At 71.6% G+C, this 16,219-nt stretch carries 17 protein-coding genes; 9 read left to right on the forward strand and 8 right to left on the reverse strand.

Features of this window, described 5'->3' with window-relative positions; genetic code table 11:
* Positions 1–114 precede the first annotated feature (114 nt).
* Positions 115–423, reverse strand: coding sequence for a hypothetical protein (locus DEJ24_RS15885; protein ID WP_110904327.1), 309 nt, complete (start codon positions 421–423; stop codon positions 115–117).
* A 143-nt stretch (positions 424–566) separates the two neighbouring features.
* Between DEJ24_RS15885 and DEJ24_RS15890 the strand changes: the two genes are divergently transcribed.
* Positions 567–1,094 carry a MarR family winged helix-turn-helix transcriptional regulator gene (locus DEJ24_RS15890; protein ID WP_111079490.1) on the forward strand — a complete coding sequence of 176 codons (528 nt, stop codon included), beginning with the start codon at positions 567–569 and terminating at the stop codon, positions 1,092–1,094.
* A 14-nt stretch (positions 1,095–1,108) separates the two neighbouring features.
* Here DEJ24_RS15890 and DEJ24_RS17045 read toward each other — a convergent pair whose 3' ends face one another.
* On the reverse strand, positions 1,109–1,276 hold the full coding sequence (locus DEJ24_RS17045) for a hypothetical protein (RefSeq protein ID WP_181432983.1): 168 nt from the start codon (positions 1,274–1,276) through the stop codon (positions 1,109–1,111).
* 439 nt (positions 1,277–1,715) lie between these two features.
* Between DEJ24_RS17045 and DEJ24_RS15900 the strand changes: the two genes are divergently transcribed.
* The 5 genes from DEJ24_RS15900 (at position 1,716) to DEJ24_RS15920 (ending at position 7,169) form a co-directional block, all read left to right on the forward strand.
* Positions 1,716–2,348, forward strand: a complete 633-nt coding sequence (locus tag DEJ24_RS15900; protein ID WP_110904325.1) for a TetR/AcrR family transcriptional regulator — start codon at positions 1,716–1,718, stop codon at positions 2,346–2,348.
* Between the two features lie 79 nt (positions 2,349–2,427).
* Positions 2,428–5,127, forward strand: coding sequence for an MMPL family transporter (locus DEJ24_RS15905; protein WP_111079492.1), 2,700 nt, complete (start codon positions 2,428–2,430; stop codon positions 5,125–5,127).
* Positions 5,128–5,319: 192 nt separating this feature from the next.
* On the forward strand, positions 5,320–5,757 hold the full coding sequence (locus DEJ24_RS15910) for a MarR family winged helix-turn-helix transcriptional regulator (RefSeq protein ID WP_111079515.1): 438 nt from the start codon (positions 5,320–5,322) through the stop codon (positions 5,755–5,757).
* 49 nt (positions 5,758–5,806) lie between these two features.
* Positions 5,807–6,019, forward strand: coding sequence for a hypothetical protein (locus DEJ24_RS15915; RefSeq protein WP_110904323.1), 213 nt, complete (start codon positions 5,807–5,809; stop codon positions 6,017–6,019).
* A gap of 55 nt (positions 6,020–6,074) precedes the next feature.
* On the forward strand, positions 6,075–7,169 hold the full coding sequence (locus DEJ24_RS15920) for an alkene reductase (RefSeq protein WP_181436638.1): 1,095 nt from the start codon (positions 6,075–6,077) through the stop codon (positions 7,167–7,169).
* A 58-nt stretch (positions 7,170–7,227) separates the two neighbouring features.
* Here the strand turns inward: DEJ24_RS15920 and DEJ24_RS15925 are convergent, their stop codons facing one another.
* From DEJ24_RS15925 to uraD, 4 genes are read right to left on the reverse strand one after another with little or no spacing between them, the layout of a single operon-like run.
* Positions 7,228–7,854, reverse strand: a complete 627-nt coding sequence (locus tag DEJ24_RS15925) for an NTP transferase domain-containing protein (protein WP_111079495.1) — start codon at positions 7,852–7,854, stop codon at positions 7,228–7,230.
* Between the two features lie 9 nt (positions 7,855–7,863).
* Positions 7,864–8,817 (reverse strand): factor-independent urate hydroxylase, encoded by a 954-nt coding sequence (gene pucL / locus DEJ24_RS15930; protein ID WP_111079497.1) that lies wholly within the window; start codon positions 8,815–8,817, stop codon positions 7,864–7,866.
* A 6-nt stretch (positions 8,818–8,823) separates the two neighbouring features.
* Positions 8,824–9,177 (reverse strand): hydroxyisourate hydrolase, encoded by a 354-nt coding sequence (uraH, locus tag DEJ24_RS15935; RefSeq protein ID WP_111079499.1) that lies wholly within the window; start codon positions 9,175–9,177, stop codon positions 8,824–8,826.
* The gene (gene uraD, locus DEJ24_RS15940; protein WP_111079517.1) at positions 9,174–9,725 is read right to left on the reverse strand and encodes a 2-oxo-4-hydroxy-4-carboxy-5-ureidoimidazoline decarboxylase; all 552 of its coding nucleotides are present in this window, start codon (positions 9,723–9,725) and stop codon (positions 9,174–9,176) included. Before uraD ends, uraH begins: the two co-directional genes overlap by 4 nt.
* 215 nt (positions 9,726–9,940) lie before the next feature.
* On the opposite strand from uraD, the gene DEJ24_RS15945 reads away from it, so the two are divergent.
* From DEJ24_RS15945 to DEJ24_RS15955, 3 genes are read left to right on the forward strand one after another with little or no spacing between them, the layout of a single operon-like run.
* A complete protein-coding gene (locus DEJ24_RS15945; protein WP_111079501.1) occupies positions 9,941–10,783 on the forward strand; it encodes a xanthine dehydrogenase family protein subunit M in 843 nt (280 codons plus the stop codon).
* Complete coding sequence (locus DEJ24_RS15950) at positions 10,780–13,608, forward strand: molybdopterin cofactor-binding domain-containing protein (protein ID WP_111079503.1); 2,829 nt, start codon at positions 10,780–10,782, stop codon at positions 13,606–13,608. The genes DEJ24_RS15945 and DEJ24_RS15950 overlap by 4 nt, the downstream gene beginning before the upstream one ends.
* Entirely contained in the window at positions 13,608–14,597 is a 990-nt protein-coding gene (locus DEJ24_RS15955) for an XdhC family protein (RefSeq protein ID WP_111079505.1), read from the forward strand. The genes DEJ24_RS15950 and DEJ24_RS15955 overlap by 1 nt, the downstream gene beginning before the upstream one ends.
* Before the next feature lie 3 nt (positions 14,598–14,600).
* On the opposite strand, the gene DEJ24_RS15960 is transcribed toward DEJ24_RS15955, so the two are convergent.
* Together DEJ24_RS15960 and DEJ24_RS15965 are read right to left on the reverse strand one after the other, a co-directional pair.
* Positions 14,601–15,299 carry a hypothetical protein gene (locus DEJ24_RS15960; protein ID WP_111079507.1) on the reverse strand — a complete coding sequence of 233 codons (699 nt, stop codon included), beginning with the start codon at positions 15,297–15,299 and terminating at the stop codon, positions 14,601–14,603.
* Positions 15,300–15,337: 38 nt separating this feature from the next.
* On the reverse strand, positions 15,338–15,907 hold the full coding sequence (locus tag DEJ24_RS15965) for a manganese efflux pump MntP family protein (RefSeq protein WP_111079509.1): 570 nt from the start codon (positions 15,905–15,907) through the stop codon (positions 15,338–15,340).
* Between the last annotated feature and the right edge of the window lie 312 nt (positions 15,908–16,219).

A 16,219-nucleotide genomic window follows, 5' to 3' on the forward strand; every position in this document is an offset into this window, starting at 1 on the left:
TCCGGATGGAATCGGAACGGCCCGTGGTCCGGAGCACCAGATCCGGGTTCGCGAGCATCAACTCGCCGGTGCGCCCCTCCCGGTCGTGGACCGGGAAGAGCGGGCGACGTCAGATCAGTTCGAGCGCCCGTTGCCGTCGCGACGGTCGTCGTCGTCCTCGGGCTTGCGCACGCCGGCCTTGGCGATGCCGCGGCTGAGGATGTAGGCCATCGTCACGAGCGCGACGTAGAACCAGGCCTGGTCGGCACCGAAACCGGTGTGGCCCTCGTCGGCGTTGTCGACGACCGCCGACGCGATGAGGATGGCGAGCGACACCACGATCCACGCGTAGAACTCCGTGGTCTTCAGTGCGGACTTCGTCTCGTTCCAAGTGCGACGGACGACGTTGTCGTGCCGTGCGGGGTTTCCTGCCGTGTTCGACATGGGTGTCTCCTTCACATTCTGTGCCACCGGACCCCGGCGGCATCGTTGCGGTCGACACTTGTCTCGCGTCGCTGATTACTTACCCAGTTTCACTTCCCAGGGACCGGTGGGAGCATCGACGGAACGACGAGGGCGGTGTGCCGATGGGTACCGACGACAGGACCAGCAGTTCGCAGCACCTCTACGCCGCGCAGCCACGGACCGCTGCCGGTGCGGCAGCGCTCGCGAGTCTGCAGTCGCTGAGCGACAGCATCCACGACGCCGACGAAGGCGCACTCCGGGCACTGCAGATGCGTCCGATCGACGCGTTGGCACTGATGCACCTCGTGGACGCCGGCCGGGTCGAACGGTTCCTCAGCCCGACGGACCTCGCGCTCAGACTCCGCCTGTCCACGGCCGGGGTCACGAAGCTCGTGGACCGCCTTTTCCGGGACGGCCGCGTCGAGCGCCGTCCCCATGTCCATGACCGCCGGCGCGTGGTGCTCGTCCCGACCGTGGCGGCGAGCGAAGACCTCGCGAGGGCCTACGGGCACATCCACACGCCCGTCACGGCCGTGATCGACGAACTCAGCGACGACGAAGCCGCCGTCGTCGGGCGCTTCGCCGCACGTCTCGCCGATGCACTCCGTCGGGAGAACACGCCTGCCACAGCGACGCTCCCGCCCGTCTGAGCCCGAGCAGGTGCTCAGTCCAGCCCGCCGGTCGTCTCGAACCCGATCCCCAGGACCTCGGCCAGTCGTCGGCCCGACTCCTCGGCTTCCGCACGGGTGTCGACCCGGAGCAACGGCGTCGTCCCGACCGACAGCAACCACTGGGTCCCGGTCGATCGCGCGCTGATCGAGTTCCGCCCCATGGCTACGCCACCTCTCGGAGCGCCGACGGGTGGTACCCGCCCACTCCGCGGAAGCAGGACTCGCCCAGGTCCTGTGCCAACGGCGAGGAGCGGAGGCGCCGGACGTTGAGGCCCGCGGACCACTCCGGGAGACCGAGCGAGCGGTCGGAGACGGGAGCAGGGGCGAGATGGGAACTGTCGACTTGGAACACGGGTGCCTTCCTGAGGCTGTGTCGTGCGCATCGAACAGGAGTCAACGGTGCTCGATGTGGCTGACGGGGGCTGGGCCAGCTGTTCCAGGGTACGGATCCACACACCCCCGACCAGGGGGTGGACGGATCCGCGATCATGTGTTTTCAACCACGCCTCGGCCAGCCTCGTGCTCGGCCATCGAGGGTCGAACCTGTGGATCACCCCGGTTTGGATGCACCGAGTGCATCGTTGCACCTAGTGTCTTCTCGTGACCCTCTCACCCGATCGCCGTGCTGCCCTCAAGGCGCGACACCGGGAAGCGATCCTGCAGGCCGCGCGCGATCTCATCGAGGAGCGCGGGGAGTTCAGCGTCGACGAGCTCGCGGCCCGCGCCGACGTCGCCCGCCGCACGGTCTTCAACCACTTCGCCTCGCTCGACGAGATCCGCCTGTCCGTGTGCGAGGAAGCCCTGTCGGTGATCATCGACCGGTTCCTCGCCGAGATCGCGAACACCCCGATGGGCGACGGCTCACGCGCAGCGATGTTCGACGAACTCGAGTCCGCCGCCCGCGGCACGGACCTGGCCGGCGCCATCGTCCGGCTGCACCGGATCCTCGGCGAGCCGGAGGAGGACGACCCGAAGGCGGCCGCCCTCACACAGACCGCGTTCGCCCGGGTCACCGGGCGCCTCCGGAGCGAGGTGGCGCGACGTCATCCCGCAGCTGATGCCCTGGACACCGCACTCCTGGTGGACTCGTTGATGAGCGGCATCGTCGTCATCGCCGAGCACTGGTTGGTGACCACCGGCCCCCGCCTGGACGAACAGGCCCGGGACGACTGGGACGCCCTGCTCGGACGGCTCGTGCACAGCGTCCGCAGCGGGTATCTGCCCGACCACTGACCACACCGACGTCCTCCCAGGGGTCCACCGGCGCACCCCGTTCGACAGCACACCCACGACGAAAGGAACGGGGCCCAGCATGGCCGGTCTCCTCTACCGCCTCGGTCGCTTCGCGGCCCGCCGACACTGGACGGTGATCATCGCCTGGATCGTCCTCATGGCGATCGCCGGTGTCACCTTCAGCCTGTTCTCGGGCACCATCTCGTCCTCGATCACGATCCCCGGCACGAAGACCAGCCAGGTACAGGACGAGCTGGCCGACAAGTTCCCGAGCGCGAACGGCGGCAACGGCACGCTGGTCTTCCAGACGACCGACGGCAAGGCCTTCACCGACAGCCAGCAGGACGAGGTCAAGTCGTTCCTCACCGACCTCGAGGACCTGCCCGGCGTCAAGGGCACCACCGACGGGTTCGCCACCCAGCAGCGGCTCGACGACCAGCGGCAGAAGATCGTCGACGGGCGCAAGGAGATCGCGGACGGCCGTCAGCAGTTGGAGGACGGGCAGAAGGAGCTCGACGCCCAGAAGGCCCAGCTCGAGTCCGGCCAGCAGCAGATCGCGGACGCCCAGGCCCAGTTGGACGCGCAGAAGGCGCAGGCACAGGCCCAGGCACAGGCCGCCGGAGCCGCCGCGGCCGCCAGCGCCGCAGCACAGGCACAGGCGCAGGCCGGTCAGCAGCAGCTCACGCAGGCGCAGGCGCAGATCGACGCCCAGAAGCAGCAGCTGACCGCGGGTGAGCAGCAGATCACCGACGCGCAGAAGACCATCGACCAGAACACGCAGAAGCTCGAGGACAACGAACGCGACCTCGAACAGGGCTCCGACCTGCTCGACCTGTCGAAGGACATCCGGTTCGTCTCGTCGAACGACTCCGCCGCCATCGGCACGGTGCAGTTCACGAAGTCGACCTACGAGGTGCCACAGACCACCAAGCAGGAGATCTCGGACCGTGCCGATGCCGCGAAGATCAGCGGCGTCGACGTCTTCGTGTCGAACGACATCGCGCAGGGCGTGCCCTCGATCCTCGGACCGGGCGAGATCATCGGCGTCATCATCGCCGCCCTCGTGCTGTTCCTCATGCTCCGCACGGTCATCGGTGCCGCGATCCCGCTGCTCAGCGCCGTGCTCGGTGTCGGCGTCGCGACCCTCGCCTCACTGTCCTTCTCCGACCTGGTCGAGTTCATCTCGGTCACGCCGGTGCTCGGGGTGATGCTCGGCCTGGCGGTCGGCATCGACTACTCGCTGTTCATCCTCAACCGCCACCGGACCCAGCTGAAGCAGGGCATGGGCGTGCACGAGTCGATCGGGCTCGCGAACGGCACCTCCGGCAACGCGGTGGTCTTCGCGGGCACGACGGTCATCGTCGCGCTGCTCGCGCTGAACATCACCGGCATCCCGTTCCTCGGCCTGATGGGCACGGTCGGTGCGGTCGCGGTCCTGTTCGCGATCCTCATCGCGACCTCGTTCACGCCGGCGCTGCTGTCGCTGCTCGGCTTCCGGATCCTCCGGAAGAAGGAGCGTCAGCAGATCGGCCACACCGGCTCGGTCCAGGTGCCGAACAAGCCGATGTCGACCTGGCGTGCCGTGATCACCCTGGTCGCGGGCGTCGCCGTCCTCGGCACGATCGCACTGCCCGCGACGCAGATGCGCCTCGGCCTGCCCTCGGGTTCGTCCGAGGCCGTCGAGTCCAGCCAGTACAAGGCGTACAAGACACTCGAGAAGGAGTTCGGCGCCGGCCAGAACGGACCGCTGCTCGTCGTCGCCACCCTGCCGAAGGCGATCAGCGAGGACGACGTCACCGGCACCGAGGTCACCATCGGCGAGGCGCTCGCGAAGAACGGCGACGTCGACGCGGTCCTGCCGATCGGCGCGTCGAAGGACCGTACGATCATCGCCTTCCAGGTGAAGCCGGACGGCGGTCCGGACAGCGTCTCCACCGAGGAGCTCGTCAAGGACCTCCGCACCCAGAGCGTCTCGACCGACGACGGGAAGGTGGAGCTCGGCGTCGCCGGCAACGCGAGCGCCAACATCGACGTGTCCGAGAAGCTCGCGAACGTGCTGCCGCTCTACCTGGCGGTCGTGGTCGGACTGTCGCTGATCATCCTGATCATCGTGTTCCGGTCCTTCCTGGTCCCGATCACGGCGACCGCGGGCTTCATCCTGTCGGTGCTCGCCTCGTTCGGTGGTCTGACCGCCATCTACCAGTTCGGCTGGCTCGGCAGCGTGTTCGGTGTGCACGACCCGGCACCGATCCTGAGCTTCCTGCCCATCATCGAGATCGGCATCCTGTTCGGTCTCGCGATGGACTACCAGCTGTTCCTGGTCTCCGGCATGCGTGAGGCGTACGCGCACGGCGCCAGCGCGAAGGTCGCGGTCCAGCGCGGTCTGCACGCCGGCCGCGCGGTGGTCACGGCGGCCGCGATCATCATGATCTCGGTCTTCGCCGGGTTCATCTTCTCGGAGTCGTCGACCATCAAGCCGATCGGCTTCGGCCTGGCGTTCGGTGTCCTGCTCGACGCGTTCGTGGTCCGCATGCTGCTCATCCCGGCCGTGATGCACCTGCTCGGCAAGAGCGCCTGGTGGATCCCGAAGTGGCTCGACCGGATCCTGCCGGACGTCGACGTCGAGGGCGCCAAGCTCGAGCGCATGCAGCCGGCGACGCAGCACGGGCCGTCTGCCCCGACGGACGACGGCGGCGCCCACCACGGGTCGCACGCCGCCCCGGCGGAGCCGGACGCGCCGACCCACGACTCGGGTCACTCGCCGTCGCACCGCGCGTAGGCACCAGCGTCACCGGCGGGAGGCCCGGTGCCGGTCCACGAGACCGGCACCGGGCCTCCCGTCCGTCGTCCACCCCGGCACGACACCGGTGTCCGTCGGGCACATCGCGCAGATACGCGGCGCAACAGACGAACACCGGTGTTCCGCAGCCCGGATCGCGACCAGTTCGTGCACGAAGGGTACGGTGGGGCAATGCTCGCGACCGACCCGCTCTCCCTCGACCGGCAGCTCTGCTTCGCCCTCGCCGCCACGAGTCGCAGCGTGGTCGGGCTCTACCGGGAGTTCCTCGAACCGTTGGGTCTGACGCACCCGCAGTACCTCGTGATGCTCGCCCTCTGGGAGCGCGACCCGCGCTCGGTCCGCGAGATCGCCGGCGAACTCCGGCTCGAGTCGGCGACGCTCAGCCCGCTGCTCAAGCGCCTGGAGGCCTCCGGGTACGTCCGCCGCAGCCGGAGCACCGAGGACGAGCGACAGCTCGCGGTGTCCCTGACGACCGCCGGACGGTCGCTGCGGGACCGTGCCGAGACGGTCCCGGTCGCGGTGGCCGCACGACTCGGGTGGCCGGCGGCGCGACTCGAGGCCCTGAAGGACGAATTGACGGCACTGCTCGAGGTCGTCGACCACGCCTGATCGCGGACGCGAGTACACTAACGATCAGGGCACGAACGGAAGGGTCGCCATGGGACGTTTCGCAGACTGGTACGGGCGCTGGAACACGACACTCATCGACAAGATGGGTCCGTCGCAGATCGGTGCGGGCCACCCCGAGGGCCTCGACGACCGCACGATCGACCGCGGCTGCCCGATCTGCCACCAGCCGCTGTCCCTGCACACCGTGATCCGCCCCGAGGGTCAGGTCCGCTCCTCCACGCTGGTGTGCCCGCGCCCCTGACCGTCCTTCCGCCGAAGTCGGAATGTGCAACACGCGCTCGACGTTCCCGCTCGTCGTGAAGCTCTTCGAACCCACCGCGCTCGGCGCCCTCCGACTCAGCAACCGCATCGTCATGGCCCCGCTCACCCGCACCCGCGCCGGTGAGCACGGGGTCCCGAACGCCCTGCTCGTCGAGCACTACGCGCAGCGTGCGACGCTCGGCATGATCATCACCGAGGGCACCTGGCCCGTGCAGGAGGGCCGCTCCTACCCCGGACAGCCCGGCATCGAGACCGACGAGCAGATCGCCGGCTGGCGCCGCGTCGCCGACGCCGTCCACGAGCGCGGCGGCACGATCGTCATGCAGCTCATGCACGGTGGTCGTGTCTCGCACCCCTCGATCTCCCAGACCCCGCGGATCGTCGGCCCGAGCGCCGTCGCCGCCCCCGGTCAGACGCACCTGGCCGACGGCTCGAAGGCCGACATGCCGGTCCCCCACGAGCTGACCACCGACGAGGTCGCCGAGGCAGTCCAGGGCTTCGTCCAGGCGGCCCGCAACGCGATCGCCGCGGGCATCGACGGCGTCGAGGTGCACGGCGCGAACGGCTACCTGGTGCACGAGTTCATGTCGCGCCACTCGAACACCCGCACGGACCAGTACGGCGGCTCGCCGGAGAACCGCGCTCGCTTCGCAGTCGAGGTCGTCACCGCCGTCGCCGCGGCCGTCGGCGCGGACCGCACCGGCATCCGACTGTCGCCCGAGCACGGCATCCAGGGCGTCATCGAGGACGACGCCGCCGACGTGCGCGCCGTCTACACGGCGGTCGCCGAGGGCCTGGCGCCGCTCGGCCTGGCCTTCATCGACGTCCTGCACGCCGAGCCGGCCGGTGACCTCGTGCAGGACATCCGCCGCACCGCGGGAGCGCCGTTCGTCGTCAACTCGGGCTTCAGCGTGATGACCGACCGCGACGAGGCCGTCGCCGTCGTCGAGGGCGACGTCGCCGACGCGATCGCCGTCGGCCGCCCCGCGATCGCCAACCCGGACCTCGCGGAGCGCTGGGAGCAGGACGCCGAGCTCAACCAGCCGCGGCCCGAGTTCTTCTACGGCCAGACCGGCGAGGGCTACACCGACTACCCGACCCTCGCCGAGGCGCGCGCGACGGTCGCGTAGTCCACACCGGACGGTAGGCCCGTGGCGAGTCCGCCACGGGCCTACCGTCATGTCCGGGTCAGGTGACGCCCACCCCCGGGCGGTCCTGGTCGGCACCGTCCCAGAGGTCGCTGCACTCCACCGGCTGCGTGCCGGCCGACCGGAGCCAGTGCCCGGCTCCTCGGTCCTCCCCGGCTGCGGCGCCGAGGGACTCCCCGAGCGCGTCCCAGTGGTCGCGCCCGATGAGCACCGGGTGCCCGGGCCGGCCGCCGTGCACCGCCCGTCGGAGTGACGCGCGGTCCGCAGCCGCGCGACCGTGGTCGTCGAGCACCCGACGCACCGCCCCCGCCGGCAGCCCCGGCAGGTCCACGAGCGTGACGAGCACGGCGGTGACGTCCGGGTCCTCCGCCGCGGCCGTCAGACCGGTCAGCAGCGAGGCGGACGGCCCGCGTTCCCAGTCGGTGGCGACCACGGTGCGGACCGCCGACCGCTCGGGGACCAGGGCACGGGCCTCCCCGCTGGCGGCACCGACGACGACGACGACCGCATCGCAGCCGCCGTCGAGCAGGGCCGCGACCGCCAGGTCGACCCACGGTCGGCCGTCCGATCGACGCACCAGTGCCTTCGGACGGCCCATCCGGGTGCCGGCGCCGGCCGCGAGGACGACGCCCACCACCCGACCCGGTCGAGTGTCGGCCGTCTTCATGTCCGACCCTCAGACGAAGCCGGGTACCGCGAGCCAGGCTGCGGGAGCCCCCTCGACGCCGTCCCGGACGACCGTGCCCGAGATGAGGCCGTAGGGACGGTCCGCGGCGAAGAACACCTCGCCCGGGTTGTCGAGGCCGAACGGTGCCAGGTCGACCAGGAAGTGGTGCTTGTTCGGCATCGAGAAGCGCACCTCGGCGATCTCCGGGAACGCCTCGATCGCGGTGCGCCCCATCGCGAACAGGGTCTGCTGCAGCGCGAGCGAGTGCAGGTCGGCGAAGGTCTCGAGCATCCGGGCGAGGACCCCCGCGTGCACGGCGTCGTAGTCGATGCCGGTGGCGACCGCGTCCGGCAGGTACCGCCAGCGGGCCGTCACGGAGGTCGCGAGGATCCGGTCGTCGGTCTCGGCGAGGGTCGTGTACCCGTCGCGGGGGAAGCCGTGGAACTCGCTGCCGGTCGACTTCAGCACGGTCAGGTCGGTGATGCCCGCGATCACGTGGACGTCCTCGCCGTCGACCTGCACGACGGCCGTGCGCGTGCCGGCGCCGGCCCGGACGAAGGCGTGGTCGTGCTCGCGGCCGGCGACCGTGATGCGTTCCCAGGTGTGCTGCTCGGCGGACAGCGTCGCGCCGTCGTACCAGTCGAACGCGGTCGTGAAGTGCCGGCCGAGGCGGAGCAGGAACTCCTCCGGGCTGTGCACGCCGTGCTCGCGGGCGAAGGCGTAGACGGTGTTCTTCTGGCTGTCGGTGGCCAGGACCTTCGCGTTGTCGCCGTCCGTGTACGAGTCGACGAGCGCCGTGCCGCGCAGCTGGGTCGTGACGGTGAGGTCCTCGATCTCGTGGCGGTCCGTGTCGCGGGTGATGCGGACCAGGCGGACCTCGGCCTTGCCGTACTGGTTGGCGCCGAGGTGGACAGTGGTGGGCACGGCGGTGCTGGTGTCGGGTGCGGTGCTGGTGTCGGTCATGGTGGGTCAGCTCCCTCGGTAGGTGGAGTAGGCGAACGGACTGAGCAGGAGGGGGACGTGCAGGTGCGGGGCGGGATCGTCCGGTGTCAGCCCGTCCGGCTGCTCGGGCACGGTGATGGTCACGGTGACGCGGGGGTGGAACGTCCCGGTGTCGAGCGCCGCCCAGTACGCGCCGGTGGCGAAGGACAGCGTCCACTCCCCCGGCGGGAGCAGGTCCGGCCCGAGGCTGCTGATCCGACCGTCGCCGTCGGTGCGCCCGGAGGCGACGAGCGCCCCGTCGGCGTCGGTCAACGAGACGGAGATCCCGGTAGCCGGCCAGCCGTTCGTGGTGTCCAGCACGTGGGTGCTGAGGTGGCTCATCGGACGCTCCTGTCGAGTCGGAGGAGGGCGATCTCCCGCAGTTGGTCGGCGACCTCGGCACGCTCGGTGGTGTCGTCGGCATCCAGGCGGCGGTGCAGTTCGGCGAGCACCTCGTCGGCACTCCTGCCGGCGGCCCGGATGAGGAACACCCGGTCGAAGCGCGCCTCGTAGGCGGCGTTGCCCGCCCGGAGCGCGGCCGCGGTGTCCGCGTCCGGGTCCGCCGAGGCGGCCTGCTCCAGCCGGGAGGCTGCTGCCGCGACCCCGTCGCCCACCGGCCGGTCCCCGATCCGCGGGTGTCCGGCGAGGGCGGCCTCCACCTCGTCGTCGGTCCAGGTCCGCGCGAGCCGGGCGGCCGCGGTGGAGAGGGCGTCCGCCGACCCGTACGGACGGCCGGCGAGGACGGCGTCGACCCACCGGGGCACGGCGGCCCACGACGTGACGAGTGCCCGGGCAGCGTCGTCGTCGAGCCGGTCGAACGCGAGGCCGCTGCCGGGGTCGCCGGCGGGTCCGGGCGACGCGACGCGGGTGTCGGGCGGGGGAACGGTCATGTCCCGGAGGATGGCACCCGCGTGTTTCGGGGAGAGGTCGAGCAGGTCACGGGTCCGGTGCACCACCCGACACCGGCTGTTGCTTCCCCGTAACGACGCTGAAACACCGGTTCCCTAGCGTGGCGACATGGCATGGAACCGGGGCATGATCGCGCACGGCCGACGAGTCGGTGCGCTCGTCGTCCCCTGCCGCCCTGCCCCGATCGGACCCGTCCATGGACCTCGTCTCCGTCCGCACCGTGCGGACACCGTCGCACCGCGACGACCTCGCCTTCGCTCCCGGTGACCGCCCGCTCGGCGGCGGCACCTGGCTCTTCTCCGAGGAACAGCCCGGCCTGACCGGGCTCGTCGACCTGACGACCCTCGGCTGGCCCGACGTCGAACGGACGCCCGGCACGCTGACGATCGCGGCGACGTGCACGATCGCCGCGCTGCTCCGCGTGCAGCCGGACCCCGCCTGGACCGCCTGGCCGCTGGTGGACCGGTGCGCCAACGCACTGCTCGCCTCGTTCAAGGTGTGGAACGCGGCGACCGTGGGCGGGAACGTGGCGGTCGGACTGCCGGCGGGCGCGATGACGGCGCTGCTCGTGACACTCGACGCGACCGCGGTGGTGTGGACGCCCGACGGCGGGGAGCGCCGGATCCCCGTCGCGCGGCTCGTGCTCGGGGTGCGGACGCTCGACCTCCGGCACGGCGAGGTGATCCGGGCGTTCGACCTGCCCGAGCGGGCACTCCGGGCGACGACCGGGTTCCGCCGGGTGTCGCTCAGTCCGCACGGTCGATCGGGCTCGCTCGTCACCGCTCGGTGGTCGGCCGCGGGCTTCGTGCTCGTCGTCACGGCGGCGACCCGGCGCCCGGTGGTGTTCCGCTGGCCCGTGGTCCCGACGGCCGACCAGGTGGACGCGGCGCTCGAGCGTGTGCTGGGGTCCGACGCGGACTGGTACGACGACCCGCACGGATCGCCCCGGTGGCGACGGGCCGTGAGCAGCGTCTTCGCCCACGAGCTCCGGGCCGAAGCGGCCGAGGCAGCGGGCGCGGCGACGGCGGGCACCCGATGAGGCTCGAGGTGGACGGCGTCCCGCTGCACGTCACTCCGCAGCCCGGCCAGGTCCTCCGCACCCTCCTCCGCGAGCACGGCGTGACCTCGGTGAAGAAGGGCTGCGACGCCGGCGACTGCGGTGCCTGCACGGTCCTCGTCGACCAGGTGCCGGTGCACTCCTGCATCACGCCCGCGCACCGGCTCGAGGGCAGCACGGTCACCACGGCCGCCGGTCTCGGCACCCCGGAGCACCCGCACCCCGTCCAGCGGGCGTTCGCCGAGGCACCCGGGTTCCAGTGCGGCTTCTGCACGGCGGGCTTCGTCGTCACCGCCTCGACGCTGACCGAGGACGACCTGGCCGACCGGCACCGGAAGCTGAAGGGCAACCTCTGCCGCTGCACCGGGTACCGGGCGATCGAGGACGCGCTCGACGGCGTCGTGAACACCACCTGCGCAGCACCGGGGGCGGCGATCGGCACCTCGGTCGCGGCACCGGCAGCCCGGCGCATCGTCTCCGGCAGCGAGGAGTACACGCTCGACCTGCCCGACGGCCCGCTCTCCGGCTCGGGCGACGGGCTCCGGCGGACCCAGGCGCTGCTGCACCTCGCCGTCCTCGGCAGCGCGCACCCGCACGCCCGCATCAGGTCGATCGACACCGTCGCGGCCGAGGCCCTCCCCGGCGTCCACGCCGTGTTGACGTACCGGGACGACCCCGGCGTGCTGTTCTCCACCGGCCGTCACGAGTCCCGGCTCGACGACCCGGACGACACCCGCGTGCTCGACCGGGTCCTGCGGTTCCGCGGCCAGCGCGTCGCCGCCGTCGTGGCCGACAGCGTGCGGATCGCCGAGCAGGCGTGCGCCCTGGTCCACGTCGACTACGAGGTCCTCGACAGCGTGCACGACCCGGACGCCGCACGCCGACCGGGCGCCCCGCTCCTGCACGGCGACAAGACGACGGCCGAGCACCGGATCGGCGAGCCCGCACGGAACGTCGTGGCGAGCCTCCACGGCGGCACCGGCGACGTCGAGGCCGCGCTGTCCGCGTCGGCCGCGACCGTCGACGGTGTCTGGACCACCGGCCGTGTCTCGCACGCGGCCCTCGAGACGCACGCCACCCGCGGGTGGATGGACCCGGACGGGAGGCTCGTGCTCCGGACCGCCACACAGGTCCCGTTCCTCGTGCGGGACGAGATCGCCCGCGTCTTCTCGCTGGACCCGGCCCGGGTGCGCGTCGTCGCCAAGCGGGTGGGCGGTGGGTTCGGCGGCAAGCAGGAGCTGCTCACCGAGGACCTCGTCACCCTCGCGGTACTGCGGACCGGCCGCACCGTGCAGTTCGAGTTCAGCCGACGTGACGAGTTCACGGTCGCCCCCACGCGGCACCCGATGCGCGTCCGGGTCCGGCTCGGCGCCGACCCGGACGGCACGCTCACGGCGCTGCACGTCGACCAGACGATGGACACCGGGGCGTACGGCAACCACGGCATCGGCGTCATGTTCCACTCCGTCAGTGAGTCCGTCGCCGTGTACCGGTGCCCGGTGAAGCGCGTCGACGCGGAGTCGGTGTACACGAACAACCTGCCCTCGGGGGCGTTCCGCGGGTACGGGCTCGGACAGGTGGTGTTCGCGATCGAGTCGGCCATGGACGACCTCGCCCGTGAACTCGGCATCGACCCGGTCGAACTGCGACGGCGGAACGTCGTGGTGCCCGGCGACCCGCTCGTCGTCACCGACCCGCACGAACAGAGCGACCTGCGGTGGGAGGGCAGCTACGGGCTCGACCAGTGCCTCGACCTCGTCGAGGACGCCCTGGCCGGACCGCTGCCCGAGGTCCCCCGGATGGACGGCCCGGAACTGAGCGGCCCCGGGCTGAACCGCTCCGCGGACTGGGCGTTCGGGACCGGGATGGCCCTCGCGGCGATCGCGACCATGCCGCCCCGGGGCCACCACGCACACACGTCCGTCGAACTCCTGCCCGGCGGGCGGTACCGGATCGGCGTCGGCACGGCGGAGTTCGGCAACGGCACCACCACCGTGCACACGCAGCTCGTCGCCACCGCGCTCGGCACCACGCCCGACCGGGTCGACGTGCACCAGTCCGACACCGACGCCGCCCGGCACGACACCGGGGCGTTCGGGTCCGCCGGGGTCGTCGTCGCCGGTCGCGCGCTGTACGCCGCCGCACAGGCACTCCGGGACGACCTGACCGCCCGCGCGCTCGCGCTCGTCGCGGCCCGGACGCCGAGGACCGCGTCGGGCGTGCTCGGACCCGCCATCGCCGTCGAGCCCGAGGGGGTCCGCGTCGGGGACGAACTCGTCGGACACGCGGAACTCCTCGCCGAGGGTCCGCTGATCGCCCACGCCAGCCACGACGGCACCCCACGGTCGCTCGCCTTCACGGTGCACGGCGCTCGGGTCGCGGTGCACCGTCCGACCGGCGAGGTCCGCGTCCTGCAGAGCGTCCAGGCCGTCGACGCCGGCACGGTCCTCAACCCCGAGCAGCTGCGCGGCCAGGTCGAGGGCGGCGCGGCGCAGGCGATCGGGTCGACGCTGTACGAGGAGGTCGTGCTCGACGACACCGGCCGGGTCACCACCGACGCCTTCCGCTCCTACCGGGTGCCGAAGATCTCGGACGTCCCGCGGACGCAGGTGCTGTTCGCCGACACCCACGACCCGCTCGGACCTCTGGGAGCGAAGTCGATGAGCGAGGCCCCGTACAACCCGGTCGCCCCGGCGGTCGCCAACGCCGTGCGGGACGCGATCGGCATCCGGCCGTACCGGCTGCCGATGACCCGCGACCGGGTGTGGGCGCTGCTGGCGGACGCGACCGACGCCGGAGGTGCCTGATGTTCGAACTGGCACCGCGCCTCCTGGCCGTGCTCGAGGCCGGTGACCCCGTCGTCGTCGCGACCGCCGTCGACGTCCAGGGCAGTGCACCGAGCGGGACCGGCACCTCGATGGCGGTGCTGCCCGGCGGCGAGGTCGTCGGGACGATCTCCGGTGGATGCGTCGAGGGGTCGCTGTACGGCACCGCCGAGGAGGTCCTGGCGACCGGCGTCCCCGTCCTGGAACGCTTCGGGTTCGAGGACCCGTCCGACCCCCTGGCCGACTGGGCGCCGGGTCCGCGGTGCGGGGGCCGGGTCGAGGTGCTCGTGCACCGCGTCCTGCCGACCGACGCCGTCGTGGTCGACGCGCTCCGTGCCGCCGCTGCCGGAGCGCCGACCTCGCTCGGCCTGTCCCTGGACGGTGCCTCGCTCGGCACCGTGGTGACGGCGTCGGACGGCTGCCGCACCCGCGTCTTCACCGAGTACGCCGGCGGCCGGGCGCGGTGCATCGTCGTCGGCGCGGTCGAGTTCACCGTCGCCGTGACCAACACGGCGGCGATGCTCGGCTACGCGGTGACCGTCGTCGACCCGAGGCCGGTGTTCCTCACCGACCAGCGGTTCCCGGCGGCGCAGGAACGTGTCGTCGGGTGGCCGCCGCGGGTCCTCGCCGACACCGCGATCGGACCGGACACCGTCGTCATCGTGCTCACGCATGACGACCGGTTCGACGCCGAGGTGCTCGACCTCGCGCTCCGTCGGGGCGCCGGGTACGTCGGAGCGATGGGGTCCCGGTCGACGCACGAGCGGCGGATGGCAGTACTGCGCGCGCTCGGGACGCCGGACACCGAGCGGCTGCGGTCCCCGATCGGTCTGGACATCGGGGCGGAGACCCCTGCCGAGATGGCGCTGTCGATCATGGCCGAGGTGGTGGCGGTCCGCCGGGGTGCTCCGGGCGGCGCGCTCGTCGACGGGAACGGGCCGGTGCACCGGCGGGAGGTGCCGGTCCTCTGAGGGTCAGGTCTCGTCGTCGTCCCGGAGGAACCCGGTGGTCGGGTCGATCTCCGCCAGGAAGGCGCGGATGTTCCGGCGCATGTGCTCGTCGTCGCCCACGGTGGCAGCGACGACAGCCTCGATCGACTCGGCACTCATCCCGCGGCTGCCGCCGAGCGTCCCGCCGTAACCGTATCCGGCGTTCGGGCCGCTGAGCCACGTGACCTGGTGGCTGGTGCCCTGCACGGACACGAGGAAGACTTCACCGTCGACCACGAGTTCCCGTTCCGCGGGTACGGGCAGGGGGCCGTCCGGACCGACCGACCGCCCTCCGTCGTGCCAGCCGAACGGGCCTGCGAGGGCGTGGAGCCGGGCGTGCTCGACCTGGTCGGAGAGCCGCCACCCGTAGTTCTCAGCGATGACGTGACTCGCGCCGTCGATCGTCGTCCTGGCACGTGTTGCACCGAGACCGTCGGTGTCCACCTCTTCGTCGGTCCAGGTGAGGAACTGACCCGCCCAGTCCCCGGCGTCCTCAGGAGGGGCGTGCAACCACCACTGCGGTGCCCCGGTCGAGGGCAACCGGACCCGCAGATGCGCCTTCTGCCCACCGGCCTGCTCGATCACCATGCTCGCGACACCGTCGACCGCCTCCACCTCGGTGATCGTGTAGTCGCGAGGGTGGGCCGCTCGGAGCGCGGCGACGATGGCGGCATCGGTGAGCACGACGCGATCCTCTCACCACGACCGGCGGTCCGTCGGTGTCAGCCGAGGACGCCGGTGTGCTCCAGCACGATCTGCACGCCGATGAGGATGAGCACCACACCACCCGCGATCTCGGCCGGCTTGCCGAAGCGGGCACCGACGCGGCGTCCGACGGCCACCCCGACGAAGCTCAACACCGCCGTCGTGATGCCGATGAGCAGGACCGCCCACCCGATCGACACCGGCAGGAACGCCAGCGTGATGCCGACCGCCAGCGCGTCGATGCTCGTCGCGATCGCCAGCACCAGCAGTTCGCGGATGCGCAGACGATCGGTGTCCTCGTCGGTGTCCTCGTGCCCGCTGAAGGCCTCCCACAGCATCTTGCCGCCGACGAGCGTGAGCAGCCCGAACGCCACCCAGTGGTCGTAGTCCGCGATCGCTCCCGCGAAGGTCGTGCCGAGGAGCCAGCCGAGCAGTGGCATCACCGCCTGGAACAGGCCGAACACGACGGCGATGACGACGGCCTGGCGAACAGCGAACCGCCGCATGTGCAGGCCCTTGCCGAGTGCGACGGCGAACGCGTCGGCGGAGACACCGAGCGCGATGAGGAAGAGGGCCCAGAACGACATGGGATGGAGCCTTTCGGGATGACAGCGGAGACACCGTCGTCTCGGAACTCGACGATCCTGCCACCTCGATGGTGCCCTCTGCGACGGAAAAGACCTGATCAGAGGGATTCGGGACGACGAATTCGCGTGTTCGACGGCCCGCCGCGAGAACCCGGTGTGTCACAGAACGGTAACGAGGACAAACCGACCCAATCCGGTTCCCGGGTGGCCCCGAACCACTGTCACAAGCCGGGAAACACCCGCAGCGCTCACCAGCAGCTCACCGCTGGTTCTCCACCCCTTCGCGGGGTGTGTTCGGCGCGCTGTCACCCA

This window comes from Curtobacterium sp. MCPF17_001 (assembly GCF_003234615.1).
In the GTDB taxonomy this organism is placed as follows: domain Bacteria; phylum Actinomycetota; class Actinomycetes; order Actinomycetales; family Microbacteriaceae; genus Curtobacterium.